Raw genomic sequence first — 15,580 nt, forward strand, 5'->3', positions numbered from 1 at the left:
CTCCAGAAATCGCAGAAATAGTGTCCCTGTTGACAGCAAAAGGAATAAAAACCACAACCCTGAAAGTATCCCACGGTTTTCATTCACCCCTGATGCAAGAAATGTTAAACTCATTTGAAACTCAAGCCAGACAAATAAGTTACCATGCACCAGAGATTCCCATAATTTCCAATATCACAGGAGAAAGAGCCGCTCCTAGTATAGCCACAGCAGAGTATTGGGTAAATCATGTAATGAAACCAGTCAGATTTGCAGATAGTATCAAGACATTAGAAACAGAAGATTATGGGATATTTATAGAAATAGGACCAAATCCAATATTATTAGGAATGGGAAGTCAATGTGTAGGAGAAAACAAGTACTTATGGTTAGCATCTTTGCGTGAAGAAGTAGGTGAATGGGAACAGATGCTGTGTAGTTTAGGAAAATTGTATGTACAGGGGGTGGATATAGATTGGACAGGATTTCACCGAAAATCTTTATGTAACAAGGTACTATTGCCTACTTATCCTTTCCAACGGCAACGCTATTGGGTGGAGACAAATAGTTGTTTACCTAAAAAGGCTGTTCTGCATCCTTTACTGAGAGAAAGATTGCATATAGTTGGCTTGGAAAATCAAATTTTATTCCAGACTCAATTAAGTGCTTCTGAGCCTTCTTATCTCAACGATCATCAAGTTTTTGGTCAACCAGTTTTACCTGCTGCTGCATACTTAGAGATGGCTTTAGCTGCAGGAGTAGCTATTTTCCAAGATTCCAATCTAATACTAGAAGAAGTAAATATTTACCAGGCTTTAATTTTATCTGAGAAAAAAGCAAAAACTCTTCAGTTAATATTGAAACCCGATAAAAAAAATGGTTATACCTTTGAAATTTTTAGCTTAAATATAACTGAAGAACAACAAGCACCTGTGTGGACACTTCATATTTCAGGTAAACTCCTTAGAGGAGAAATACGAGAGGAAAAGAGAGGATTCGACTTATCACTTATTGAACAAGAATATGGCAAACAGATGAGTATTTCTTCCTTCTATGAAAGTTTAACTGAGTTTGGAATGTATTATGGTTCTAATTTTCAAGGAGTACAAAAACTTTATGTAAGTCAAGAAAAAGCTCTTAGTTTCAGCCAGTTACCACCTCATCTCTCTCTACAATCTCAATTTTACCAAATACATCCTATTCTCTTAGATTCCTGCCTTCATTCAGGATACGCTTTGAGATTGGCAAAAAAAGATGAATTATCTAAAAATATAGATATTTATTTACCCATAGAATTAAAACGGTTAAAATTATATCGTCCCTTCACCTCCCAACTTTGGAGTCAAGTACAACTAAGCTCTCCTCAAGAAATCGATCCAGAAACTGTTTCTTCAAATTTTAACTTGTTTAATGAGGAGGGAGCATTAATAGCTGAAGTTGAGGGTCTTACCTCTAAACGTACTAGTAGTAAAGCTCTGCTTAATCTGATTTCAACTCAACGACAAAAAGAACTCCAAGATTGGTTTTATCAAGTACAATGGCAGCCTATTTCTTCTATATCTGGGGTGTATAAAAACATAATACCGGAGATGGAATCAAGTCATTGGCTAATTTTTACGGATACTAAAGGAAAAGGAAAATCTTTAGCAGCACATTTACAGCAATTAGGTCAAGAAATTACTTTAGTCTATCCTGGTGAGAGTTGGCAAAAATCAAGCTCTGGAGTGTATCAAATTAATCCCAGTCATTCTCAAGATTTTGAGAGTTTATACCAACAAATTTTAACAGAAACTAAATCACCGATAAAATATGTTATTCATTTGTGGAGTTTAGACTCTTTGCCTTCAGAACAATTAACAATTACAGGACTAGAACAAGCAGAAAAATTAGGATGTGCCAGTGTCTTGCATTTAGTTCAATCCTTAGCTAAAAATCATCAATATTCTTTTCCTAAGCTGTGGTTAGTGACTGAAGGGGCACAATCAGTTTTAAATCTAGAGGAATTAGCAATAGCTCAAACTCCATTATGGGGATTAGGGAAAGTAATATCTTTAGAACATCCGCAGCTCTGGGGAGGATTAATCGATTTAGAACCTAATGGTGGAGAAAAACAAATAGAAAAACTATTGAATCAGATTACTTCTAATTCAACGGAAGATCATCTTTCTATTAGAGGAGAAAAAACTTATGTCGCTCGTTTAGTTAAGCAATCTCCAAGAAAATCTCAATCTTATCAATGGCAATCAGAGGGAACTTACCTCATTACAGGAGGATTAGGAGCTTTAGGATTACATACTGCTAAGTGGATGGTAGAAAAAGGAGTAAGAAATATAGTCTTCATCAGTCGTAGCTCTCCCGATCAAACAAAGCAAGCAGCGATCGCTAATTTAGAAGAACAAGGAACGCGGGTTTTAGTTGCTCAAGCAGATGTATCCCATCAGGAAGAATTAAGAGCAGTGCTTGAACAAATCCAACTAACTATGCCTCCTCTTAAAGGGATTATTCATGCAGCTGGAGTAGCAGAATTTGAACCACTAACACAGATGGGACTAAGCCAAATGAGTACAATTTTACAACCAAAAGTGAAAGGAGGATGGCTTCTTCATCAACTAACTAAAGATATAAAGATAGACTTTTTTATCTGCTTTTCTTCAATTGGTGCTTTATGGGGTTCAGTTGGTCAAGCTCATTATGCTGCGGCTAACCATTTTCTTGATGGGCTTGTTCATTATCGTACTTCCATAGGATTACCGGGATTAACTATCAATTGGGGGCCTTGGACGGGAGGAGGCATGGCTGATACAGAACAACTATTAGAATTAAGGAAAAGAGGCATTAAACCTTTATCCCCTTCTCAAGCTCTAGTCGCTTTAGAACAATTGTTAGATAGTAGTGAAATCCAGACTGGTTTAGCTAATGTTGATTGGAGTATCTTTAAAGAACTTTACGAAATAGGAAGAGTTAGGTTACTTCTAGAAGAAATTGAGGTAAAACCAGGCCAAACACAATTGCTAAATGATTCAAATCAACTAGCGACAAAAGCAAAACAAGAAAGAATTTTATCACAATTAAAACTAGCTAACGATGAAGAAACAGAAAAAATTTTATTAGCTTATCTTTTAGAGGAAATAGCTCAGGTATTGGGAATAAAAATTGAAAAAATAGAATTAGAACAACCATTGACTATGATGGGAATAGATTCTTTGATGGCGGTAGAATTACGCAATCAGGTACAAAAAGCTCTAGGAATAGAAGTTCCTTTGAGCCAATTTATGGAAGGCTTGACTGTAGTTGCTCTAACTAAAGAAATCCAAAAGCAACTAAAGGAAACCCATCCAACAATTGGAGTTGAATTAAAAAATAATCAACAAACTTTGTTAACTAATGTAAAAAATAATGATTGGATAGAGGTAGACCTATGAACTTGATTGAATTTTTACAAGACCTTTCCCTAAAAGGGGTAAAGTTGTGGATTGAGGGAGAACGGCTACGCAGTGGCGGTTCTAAAGAAGTGTTGACTGCTGATGTAATCGCTCAACTAAGACAACACAAAGACAAAATCTTACAGTTGCTGCGGGAACGCCCAGATATTTTCAACGTTTACCCCCTTTCCTTTGGTCAAAGGGCACTATGGTTCTTGTGGCGATTAGCGCCTAAGAGTTCAGCTTATAATGTAGCCTTTAACTGCCGTATCTATTCTCAAGTAAATCTTGATACTTTACAGAAGGCATGGCAATTATTAAGTGAACGTCATTCTTTGCTGCGTACTACTTTTCTTCAGCAAGAGCAAGAGCCATTCCAAAAGATACATTCTAATTTAGAGATTGATTTTAGACAAATTGATGCTTCTAACTGGAATGAAAACGAACTCAATGTTAAAGTTGTTCAAGAATACCAACATCCTTTTAATCTTGAAGACGGACCTGTAGCGCGAATCAGATTATTTACATACTCTCATGAGGAACATATCCTCTTGCTTGTACTTCACCATCTTAATTGGGATGCTTGGTCTATAGGTATAGTAGTACAAGAATGGCTCAGTATTTACCAGTCACTAATTGAAGGGACTAAAAATAGCCTAACTCCTATTGACTATACTTACTTGGATTATGTTCATTGGCAAAAAGAATTATTGGCAAGCGACAAAGGAAAAGAACTTTGGGAGTATTGGCAACAGAAATTATCAGGAGAATTACCTGTACTAAATTTACCAGTTGATAAACCTAGACCTAAAATTCAAACTTACAATGGTGCTTCTTATTACTTCCAATTACCAGAAAATTTAACTAAAGAAATTAGGGAAGTAGCTAAAAGAGAAGGAGTAACTTTGTACATGATGTTACTAGCAACATTTCAAGTTCTTCTTCATCGTTATACAGGGCAAGAGGATATTTTAGTAGGTTCACCAACTTCGGGAAGAACCAGGTATGAATTCACCAATATTGTCGGTTATTTTGTTGACCCAATGGTTATGCGGGCAAATCTGGAAGGAAATCCGAGTTTCTCTGAGTTTTTAACTCAGGTGCAACAAACAGTAAAAGAAGCAGTTGCTCATCAGGATTTTCCTTTTGCTCTGTTAGTAGAACGATTGCAGCCAGATAGAGATTTAAGTTATTCTCCAATTTTTCAAGTTAGCTTTGTTCTGCAAAACTTTAAACAATTTGAAAAACTACAACAGTTATTCTTAGGACAAGAAATAGTAGAAGTAGAAGGTCTCAAATTGAAATCTTGGTCAATGCCTCAGCAAGAGGGTCAGTTTGACTTGGAGCTAGAAATGGTGGAAAGTAACTCATCTCTAGTAGGATGTTTCAAGTACAATGCCGATCTCTTTGAGGAGCCAACAATATGTCGTATGGCTGGGCATTTTCAGACTTTGTTAGAAGGTATTGTTGTTAATCCTGAACAAAAGGTAAGACAATTACCTTTGCTAACAACAGAAGAACATCATAAGTTATTAGTTACATGGAATAATACCAAAACTGACTATTTATTGGACAAATGTATTCATCAGTTATTTGAGGAGCAGGTTGAAAGAAGTCCTAATAGTGTAGCTTTAGTATTTGAAACAGAGGAACTAACTTATCAACAGTTAAATGAGCAAGCTAATCAATTAGCACATTATTTGCAAGCTAAAGGTATTGGATCAGAAAAACTTGTTGGTATTTGTGTGGAGCGATCGCCTCTCATGGTAGTAGGTTTGCTAGCTATTCTTAAAGCAGGTGGAGCATACATACCATTAGACCCAAACTATCCTCAAGAGCGACTATCCTTCATACTGGAAGATTCCCAAGTATCAGTATTGTTAACTCAAAAGCAACTGGAAAAATCCTTGCCCCAACACCAAGCTCAGTCAGTTTTTCTTGACACTGATTGGGAAAAGATTGGTCAATACCAACAAGATAATCCTAATAGCGAAGTAACTATTAAAAACTTGGCTTATACAATCTACACTTCCGGGTCTACTGGTCAACCAAAAGGAGCAATGAATACTCACCAAGGTATTTGTAATCGATTGTGTTGGATGCAAGAAACTTATAAACTCACTACAGTAGATCGTGTTCTTCAGAAAACACCTTTCAGCTTTGATGTATCAGTTTGGGAGTTTTTCTGGCCACTTATAACTGGAGCTTGTTTAGTTCTTGCAAAACCAGAAGGTCATAAAGACAGTGCATATCTAGTTAAACTAATTGCTGAGAAGAAGATAACTACGATCCATTTTGTCCCCTCTATGCTGCAAGTTTTCTTGGAAGAAATTGGCTTAGAAACTTGTGATTCTCTCAAGCAAGTGTTCTGTAGTGGAGAAGCGCTATCGTTACAACTGCAAGAGAAATTTTTCAATCGTCTTAAAGCTAAATTGCATAATCTTTACGGCCCAACTGAGGCTGCAATAGATGTTACATTTTGGGAGTGTACTCACCAAAGTCAGCAACACACTGTTCCCATTGGTCGTCCAATTGCCAACACGCAAATTTATTTACTGGATTCTCATTTACAACTGGTACCAATTGGAGTTCCAGGAGAAATCCATATTGGCGGGTTAAATTTAGCTCGTGGCTATCTCAATCGTCCTAAACTTACTGGTGAGAAGTTCATTCATAATCCATTTAGTGAAGATCCGGAGTCTCGCCTTTACAAAACTGGCGATCTAGCTCGTTACCTCAATGATGGCAGCATTGAATTTTTAGGTCGAATTGACTATCAAGTTAAAATTCGTGGCTTCAGAATTGAACTGGGAGAAATTGAGACTATTCTTAGCAAGCACTCCGCTATCAAGACAGCAGTGGTAGTGGTACGGGAAGACATAACCAATGATAAGCAATTAGTAGCCTACATCGTTCCAGAATCTGAACAAGCACTGACTTCACAGGAACTACGAAGTTTTTTGAAAACAAAACTACCAAGTCAAAACATTCCTTCAGCTTTTGTTTTTATAGATACTCTACCTTTAACTCCCAATGGAAAATTAGACCGTCGGGCTTTACCTACTCCCAACCAAATACGACCCGATTTGCAGAATACATATATAGCCCCCAAAACTTCTACAGAGCAAAAATTAGCAGATATCTGGGCTAAAGTTCTTAACCTCAAAAAAGTTGGTATCCATGATAACTTCTTTGAACTAGGAGGAGATTCGATTCGGAGTATCCAAGTTCGTGTCTTAGGGCAAAAAATTGGTTTGGATTTTTCGATTGAGCAAATATTTCAGCACCAAACAATTCACGAGCTAGCAAAAGAGGTAAGTACGCTCAGTCCTGGTTTTTCTGAGATAAAAACGGAGCCTTTTAGTCTAATTTCAAATACAGAGCGACAGAAGCTACCTGATGATATAGAAGATGCCTATCCTTTAGCAAGGCTTCAAGCAGGAATGATATTCCACAGTGAATATAATCATGGTGTGGTATATCATGACATTTTCAGCTATCACCTAAGGAGTATTTTTAAACAGGAAGTTTTCCAGGAAGCTATACAAAATCTAGTTAGGCGTCATCCAATACTACGGACATCTTTCGACCTAGCTGCTTCTGAAGAACCAATACAACTTGTTCATCAGAAAGTTGATATTCCATTACTGGTAGAAGACTTGCGCCATCTGTCCGGAGAAGAGCAAGAATTGACTTTAGCGACATGGGTGGAAACTGAAAAGAAACAAAATTTTGATTTAAGTCGTCCACCCCTAATACGTTTTCAAATCCATCTTCGTACAGAAGAAACATTTCAACTAAGTTTGAGCTTTCACCATGCTATTCTTGATGGGTGGAGCGTAGCCTCTTTATTTTCTGAATTGCTTCAAAAATATTCTTTCTTGCTTGAAGGAAAAGCATATTCTATGGAGGATTCACTAGCTTTTGAGTTCAGGGATTTTGTGGCTAAAGAGCGCAGAGTACTCAGTAATTTAGAACATCAGGAGTATTGGCTCAAGAAACTTGAAGGAATAACATTTACAAAACTTCCTCGCCCCTTTAATCCTTATGATGGAGCTGATACTGAACGCCATCGCAACTATGATGTTGATTTGCCCTATGATATTTCTGATGGTTTAAAGCAGATAGCTCATTCCCTAAACGTTCCACTTAAAAGTGTTTTGTTAGCTGCACACTTAAAAGTGTTAAGTGTATTAAGTAATCAGTCAGATGTAATAACAGGGTTGGTCTCTAACAGCAGACCAGAAGCAGATGATGTTGAGAAAGTTTTGGGACTTTTTCTAAATACCTTACCTTTCTCTTCCCAACTACAAGAGGGAACTTGGATAGACTTAATTCGTGAAACTTTTGAGAATGAGTTAGAGATACTCCCTAACAGGGAGTATCCTATGGCTGAATTGCAGAGAATTTTGGGTGGGCAGCCTTTGTTTGAAACGGCTTTTAATTTTATTCATTTTGATGCATATAAAAAAGAAACAGGTCTGACTGGTATAGAGTTATTAGGTGGGAATACTTTTGAAGCAAATAATTTAAGCCTTTTGGTTAACTTTATGGTAGACCCTGATTCATCTTTGGTTAAACTGTTCTTTAGCTACAACGCAGCTCAGTTAGATGAGAATCAGATTAGCCGTTTGGGAGACTATTATGCTAACACTTTAGCTACAATTGTGAACAAACCAAACGAACAATATTTATCCTATTCTCCTCTTTCAGAAGCAGAGCAGCAGTTACAGTTAGTAGAGTGGAATAAGACACAAGCAAACTACCCTCAAGATAAATGTATCCATCATCTATTTGAAGCTCAAGTAGAAAAAACACCAGAAGCTGTAGCAATCGTATTTAAAGAAAAGCAACTAACCTATCACGAGTTAAATATTCGTGCAAATCAGCTTGCTAATTATCTGCAATCTTTAGGGATTGGATCGGAAACACTGGTGGGTATTTGTGTCGAACGTTCTTTAGAAATGGTTGTGGGAATACTAGCCATTCTCAAAGCTGGTGGAGCATATGTACCATTAGATCCAAATTATCCCCAAGAGCGTCTTTCATTGATTTTAGAAGATTCTCAAGTTTCAGTACTGTTAACTCAACAGCAATTGAAAACATCTTGGCCCCAAAACAAAGCTCATATAGTCTTTTTAGATACTGATTGGGAAATTATCGCTCAACATAAGCAAGATTGTCCTATAAATGAAGCAAAACCAAACCATCTTGCTTATGTAATTTATACATCAGGCTCTACAGGAGTACCTAAAGGAGTAGCTATAGAGCATCGTAATACTATCAATTTACTCTATTGGGCAAAAGAAGTATTTTCTCCAGAATCTCTTGCAGGTGTTTTAGCTTCTACTTCTATCTGCTTTGATCTTTCAGTCTTTGAATTGTTTGTTGCTTTGTGTTGGGGAGGTAAATCTATTCTTGCTGAAAATGCCCTAGAGATAACTAATTTACCTGTAGCAAAAGACATTACTCTTATCAATACTGTTCCTTCAGTCATAGCTGAGTTACTCAAAGTTGATGGGATACCAGAATCAGTTAAAACAGTAAATTTAGCTGGTGAACCTCTGCACACATCGCTAGTCAAAGAACTGTATAAGCAAGACACAATTAAGTCTGTTTTTGATTTGTATGGTCCATCAGAAGCAACTACCTATTCTACATTTGCTCTCAGAAGTAGCGAAGGACTAGAAACAATTGGTCGTCCAATTGCTAATACGCAGATTTATATTTTAGACTCAAACCTAAAGTTACTACCCGCTGGTGTTCCTGGCGAATTATATATTGGTGGTGACGGTTTAGCTCGAGGATATCTCAATCGTCCTCAATTGACTGGTGAAAAGTTCATCCTTAACCCTTTTAATCATGAGTCATCTTGCCTTTACAAAACTGGCGATCTAGCTCGTTACCTCAATGATGGCAACATCGAATTTTTAGGTCGAATTGACAACCAAGTAAAAATTCGTGGTTTCCGAATTGAACTAGGGGAAATTGAAGCTGTGCTTAACACCCATCCCCAAATTGAGCAAGCTGTAGTCATGGCAAGAGAGGATATTCCCGATCGTAAAACTTTAGTAGCTTACGTAGTTTACGATCAAGAAAAAGAATCTGAAATCACCAATTTACGAAGTTTTCTCAAACATAAATTACCAGAGTACATGATACCGAATGTTTTTGTACATCTTGACACATTACCATTAACACCAAATGGCAAAATAGATCGTAAAGCACTACCAATAATTGATTCATCTAAAATTCAACGAAAAGAAGCTTACTATCCTGCAATTACACCGATAGAAGAGCAATTACTGGCTATCTGGAGGGATGTCTTAGAAATACAACATATCGGTGTTCGTGATAACTTCTTTGATCTTGGCGGTCATTCTCTTTTAGCGGTACGCTTGATGGCTCAGATACAAGCACAATTTAGCAAAAATCTACCCCTAGCCATGCTTGTTAGAAATCCAACTATTGAAACGCTGGCTGCAATTCTTTCCAGACCAAGTTCTTCATCAGAGTGGGACTCTTTAGTCAAGATTCATTCCCATGGTTCAAAAACACCTATATTCTGTGTTCCAGGTGCAGGTGGTAATGTTCTTTACTTACAAGATTTAGCCCGTCTTCTTAAACCAGACCGCCCATTTTATGTCCTGCAAGCACAAGGTCTTGATGGCATACAAACTCCTCAAACTAGAGTTGAGGAAATGGCAGCTAAATATATTAAGGCAATACAAAGTGTTCAACCAGAAGGGCCTTATATCCTAGTAGGTCATTGTTTTGGTGGCTATGTCACATTTGAAATGGCTCTACAGTTAACTAAGCAAGGTCATAAAATAGCACTACTCGCTATTTTAGGAATTAGTGGCCCTCTTCGTGATAATTATCCACTAGTAGTTGATGAAGATATTGACGATGATGCACAAATGCTCATCAAAATTGCTACAAGAGCTTCTCAAGTAAGACCTAATGACAATCCGTTGTTAACATCCTATGATGAACTCACGCAAATAAGTAGTCTAGATGAACAATTGGATAATTTGATAGCCAACACAAATACATTTACACTACTAGACCCTGTTGCTAACCGTTTAATGGCAAAAGGTTTAATGGAAGTCCGTAGGGGAAACCTCATAGCTCTTTTAAGGTATAACCCTCAGGAAACTTATTCAGATCGCATTACTCTATTTCGGGGGATGCAAGATATTCCTCAATCAGCGAGGGATCTAAACGCTGAAGAAATCAAAGATTGGTCTTATGACTGGAATAACTTTTCAACTGAACCAGTTGAAGTTATATGGGTTCCAGGTGATAGGACAACAATGTTAAGTGACACTAATCTTCCAACACTATCTGAAAAGCTACAAAAATGTCTTGATTTTCTCGATAAAATTTAGTACAGTTATAAACTGTAAAAACTAGTCAAAAAAGTCAAGAACTCTTACTTATATAAGTAGACTGTTCCCCTATCCCAAAGGCAAAAGTTACTCCAGTTAGGGGTATTTGGGAATAATCCCCGGTCTGTAAGGAAACAGCAACTAAAGTCGCTCGTGTTGCTTTTATGACTCTGATTAAAATACCGAGGTTTCCAAGCTTCCCGATTTTTCTAGGTGAATTAAGAATGTTGAAAAAAATATCAATAACTGCTGCTACCTCATTATTCGTAATGCTAGGTTTTCCAGAAGCAGCACAATCAATAACGTTTACAAGTAGTATATTTGCTAGTGGTCTGGATAATCCATCAGGTCTAGCTTTTGGTCCAGACGATGCACTCTATGTTACAGAGGCAGGTAAAGGTGGACCAGGACCTTGTGTTCCATCTCCGAGTGTACAAGGAGCAGAGATATGTTATGGTCCAACAAGTGCTATCACCAGAATTAAAGATGGAGTGCAAGAGCAAGTAATTACTGGTTTACCTTCTTTAGCATTACCTGATGGAAGTGAAGCAAATGGAGCTAATGATATAGCTTTCGATTCAAATGGTTTAGGCTATGTTGTTGTTGGTTTTGCTACCAATCCAGCTAATCGCGATCCTATAGTAGGAGTTCCTGATTTTGGCTCTTTGATTAGTCTGGATTTCAATCAAGGAACTTGGACAAAACTTTCCGATCTATCAAACTATGAACTTCTCAATAATCCAGACCAAACTGATATTATTAGTAATCCCTACAGTCTTTTGATTGAGGATAATATTGCTTTTATTATTGATGCAGGAGCAAATGATTTACTTAGTGTTGACCTTAGCGAGAATGAAACTGCATTAGAAGCAGTATTTGAAGAGATAATTGCAATTAATCCTTTCTCAGGATTAGAAATTCCCGTACAATCTGTACCAACTTCAATTACTAATGGCCCAGATGGCGCTTTCTACGTCGGTGAGCTTACTGGTTTTCCTTTTCCAGACGATGGTGCTCGTATATTCCGCGTTGTCCCTGGTAATGAACCAGAGGTTTATCTTGAAGGCTTTACACAAATTATCGATCTTGCTTTTGATAACCAAGGAAATTTGTATGTTTTAGAATATGCAGCTCAATCTCTATTGACAGGTAATCCTGTTGGTGCTCTTATTCAGATAAGCTCTGATGGAACCAGAAGAAACATTGGTGGCGATCAATTAATCTTGCCAACTGCCATCACAGTTGGAGCTGATAATGCTATCTATGTTGCCAATAATGGCCCTTTCTCTGAATTAGGAGAAATCATTAGGTTCAAGTCTACTAATGAAGCAACTCCAGTCCCTGAAAGTAGTTCGATATTGGGTCTATTAATTTTTGGGATTAATATAGCTCTCTTTCGTTACTCTAGGAGAAGTAAAATAAACAGGAAACCTCTTCAAACCTGATTTGACAATCTGCGATTACAGCAGTTTCGGAGTTAATGGGGTACAAAATTTTATCACTTTAGTAAATAGATAAGTAGTTATTCAAAATTAATTACACATACTCTAAAGTTTTGATAAGCGTACAATAGTAGATTGATTTTTAGGCGTTGATGAATCAGGCGTTGCATATGCGGGATGAATTGTAGGCTTGGAGAAAGAGAAATTATAAAGATTGAGTTTACCTGACTCCAAAAGATTCATCCCTTGATTCATCGGCGTTGCTGAATCAAGCTATGAAATCTAAATTTGTAAAATATAAAATGCTTTTTAATTAGGATTTAGGTAATCACCATTTCCAGAAAATCACAGCCAAAATCACAAATGCCGATTTTTAGTTTTTTATTTTGAAAAATGAGTGTAACAGATAACTTAGTTAGAAATATTCCTTGTGAGAAAAGGCCCATCATCTTACAAACTTTACAATGGTTCCTAAACCCTGTTGATTATCTGGAAGCAAACATCAAGAGTTTTCCTGATATTTTTATTGCTAAACCTCTTCCTATAGGTGATGGTGATACCTTGTTTGTTATCGATCCGAAAATATTAGAGTATATTTTTACTCATGATCGAAAAGAATTTACTGCTCCTGGAAACTTAAATGCTATTGTTTTTGAACAATTCGTTGGAAATAATGCTCTAGTTACAACAGAAGGCGATATCCATCGCCAACGTCGTCAGTTAATAATGCCATCCTTTCATGGAGAACGTCTCGAAGCATATGGAATATTAATTCGGCGGATTACTGAAGATGTGATGAAAAATTTACCTATTAACCATCCATTTTTAGCTACGGAAATTATGCAAGAGATCTCATTAAAAGTGATAGCGCAAGCAGTTTTTGGAATTATTGAAGGAGAACGCTATCAAAAACTAATAGCACTACTGAAAAAGTTTACTGAGATTTTTGCTTCTCCTTTCACTTCTTCTTTATTCTTTTTTCCTTCCTTACAAAAAGACTGGGGAAACTGGAGTCCCTGGGGAAAGTTTATCCGTATACGAGAAGAAATAAATAACCTCATCTATGCTGAAATCAATTACCGTCGCGATCGTCCCAATTTTAAACACTCTGATGTATTGTCTCTCTTAATGTCGGCAAGATACGAAGATGGACAAGCAATGACAGAAAAAGAATTACGAGATGAATTAATAACTTTATTAATTGCTGGACATGAAACAACTGCTTCATCCATGGCTTGGGCTTTATACTGGCTTCATCGTACTCCACAAGTGCTGGAAAAATTGCTAGCAGAATTAAATACACTTTCTTCTACAGCTACTTCAATGGAAGTTTTTCGTTTGCCTTATCTCACTGCTGTTTGCAATGAAACTCTTAGGATTTGTCCTGCTGCCATGACAACCTTTCCAAGGATGGCTCAAGAGGTCGTTAATATTTCAGGATATACGATTAAGCCAAGAGATATTATTTTTGGTTGTATATATTTAACTCATCACCGCGAAGATATTTATCCTAATCATGAACAATTTATACCAGAGCGATTTTTAGAACGTAAATATAGTCCTTTCCAATTCATTCCTTTTGGTGGTGGTAGTCGTCGTTGTATAGGAGAAGTATTAGCACAATTTGAAATGAAGTTAGTGATTGCTACCATTCTCTCTCAACATCAATTAATGTTAAAGGAACAAAAACCTGAAAAATTAAAAAGAAGAGGCTTTGGCTTATCACCAACAAGAGGTGTAAAAATGACGGTAGTGCATCAGCAAAGTGTGTGAATGCTCATGGGGTGAGTACCTCAAAGGTATTGTGGGATAAGGGTTTAAAAGCTCACGGGGTGACAAGCAGCTCTAAACTATTGCTAGATAAAGGCTCATATCATGTCCGGTAGCATCGTTTGCTCACGGGGTGACAAGCCCTTCAAAACTATTGTATGATCAGGATTTAAAGGATATCCACTCTGTCAAAATTTGACGGTTTTGATGAGAATGATAATTATTTTTAGTAGTGATGCGGGTTTGCGATATAGCTGCCGCACTTGCTCCGCCAACGCGAACCCACACCCCCCCTTTTTTAAAGTTGATTTTTATGTCAATTGTTAATGATAGCCATAAGTCACATTTTATGGTAAAAAAAGTCGGTCCACTTACATCAATAGACCGACCGAATGCAATTTTTATCATTGTATGAGTCACATTTTAAACAATCTTTGACCAATACTCAAGTTCAAACTTTAAAAATTTTAGGCAAGGTTAATTACCGTCCAAAAAACTGTCAAAATAGAAAGGCTGGCAGCTTGTTTTCCTTTGCCTATTAAATATGAAAGCCGTCGAAAACATATACAAAGATTTTTAACATTATTTTCTTTGAGTCTTCCTTTGTTTTGGTTCCCCATTATAATGATGATTATTAGTAGGGAATTTTCTCCAGGTAGTCGATTAATCTTAACTATAGATAGAACACAATTACCTCATCATAATATTTTTTTCATAGGGGCGATCTACAAAAAACGAGCTTTACCTATTTATTGGCAAGTTTTGGAGAAAAAAGGTAGTAGTAATTTAGCAGAACAGAAAGCGCTGATTAGACCAGTTTTACGTTTATTAAAAAAATATGAGTTAGTGGTTATTGGAGATCGAGAATTCCATGGTGTAGACTTATCTCACTGGCTGAAAAATCAAAAATCACCTCAAAAAAATTATTTTATTTTCAGACAAAAAATGAATACTTACTATAGGAAACCTGGAAAAAATTATCACCAATTGAGTTCTTTACCAATATATCCCGGAACCAAAACCTTTTTTTTGAGTAATATCAATATTACTCAAAAAAAAGGTTTTGGCAGATTTAATTTAGCAGCATACTGGAAAGGTAAATATAATCAGAAGGTGGAAAAAGCGAGTGCGTAATTCCGAGGTTTCCTCGGAATGAAAGACGCACTCAAGACAGAACCTTGGTATTTATTGACAAATATTGATAATTTAGATGAAGTTATAAAAATTTATCGCTCTCGAATGGGCATTGAGGCTATGTTTAAAGATTGTAAAACAGGGGGATACAATCTAGAGGGTAGTCGAGCTAATACGCAACGTCTGACCAATTTGATTTTACTCATAGCTATTGCTTATACAGCTTCATTTTATCAAGGTAAACTCATCAAAAAATCCGGGTATCAAAATTATATTGCCCGATTAACAGAGACCTCGCGAAGAGATAGAAGACATAGTGAATTTTGGCTTGGTATATATGGTTATCTTTGGGGAATTGCCTGGGACTATTTAGTTGATATTGTTCAACAGATAATTAACCTTAATCCTCACAAAAAGTCTCATTATCAAAGGGGATTAAAAG

General features: G+C 36.7%; 6 protein-coding genes and 1 pseudogene. 6 read left to right on the top strand and 1 reads right to left on the bottom strand.

The annotated features are described in order from the left end of the window. From F6K06_RS31610 to F6K06_RS31625, 4 genes are all read left to right on the top strand, one after another. Positions 1-3,401: type I polyketide synthase (locus F6K06_RS31610; protein WP_287244740.1), on the top strand; the 3,401-nt coding region annotated here is incomplete at its 5' end. Continuing rightward, the gene (locus F6K06_RS31615) at positions 3,398-10,792 is read left to right on the top strand and encodes a non-ribosomal peptide synthetase (protein ID WP_124142773.1); all 7,395 of its coding nucleotides are present in this window, start codon (positions 3,398-3,400) and stop codon (positions 10,790-10,792) included. The genes F6K06_RS31610 and F6K06_RS31615, both read left to right, overlap by 4 nt. Before the next feature lie 224 nt (positions 10,793-11,016). After that, a complete protein-coding gene (locus tag F6K06_RS31620) occupies positions 11,017-12,237 on the top strand; it encodes a ScyD/ScyE family protein (RefSeq protein WP_161564292.1) in 1,221 nt (406 codons plus the stop codon). 390 nt (positions 12,238-12,627) lie between these two features. Then, a complete protein-coding gene (locus tag F6K06_RS31625) occupies positions 12,628-14,007 on the top strand; it encodes a cytochrome P450 (RefSeq protein ID WP_124142775.1) in 1,380 nt (459 codons plus the stop codon). 159 nt (positions 14,008-14,166) lie between these two features. Here the strand turns inward: F6K06_RS31625 and F6K06_RS31630 are convergent, their stop codons facing one another. Further along, positions 14,167-14,412, bottom strand: a complete 246-nt coding sequence (locus F6K06_RS31630; RefSeq protein ID WP_287244745.1) for a hypothetical protein — start codon at positions 14,410-14,412, stop codon at positions 14,167-14,169. 216 nt (positions 14,413-14,628) lie between these two features. Here F6K06_RS31630 and F6K06_RS31635 point away from each other — a divergent pair, with 216 nt between their 5' ends. Beyond that, positions 14,629-15,138, top strand: coding sequence for a hypothetical protein (locus tag F6K06_RS31635; protein ID WP_287309049.1), 510 nt, complete (start codon positions 14,629-14,631; stop codon positions 15,136-15,138). Positions 15,139-15,156: 18 nt separating this feature from the next. Further along, positions 15,157-15,580 (top strand): annotated as a pseudogene (locus F6K06_RS31640) (IS4 family transposase); the annotation flags it as partial.

This window comes from Okeania sp. SIO1H4 (genome assembly GCF_010672695.1).
In the GTDB taxonomy this organism is placed as follows: Bacteria; Cyanobacteriota; Cyanobacteriia; order Cyanobacteriales; family Microcoleaceae; genus Okeania; species Okeania hirsuta.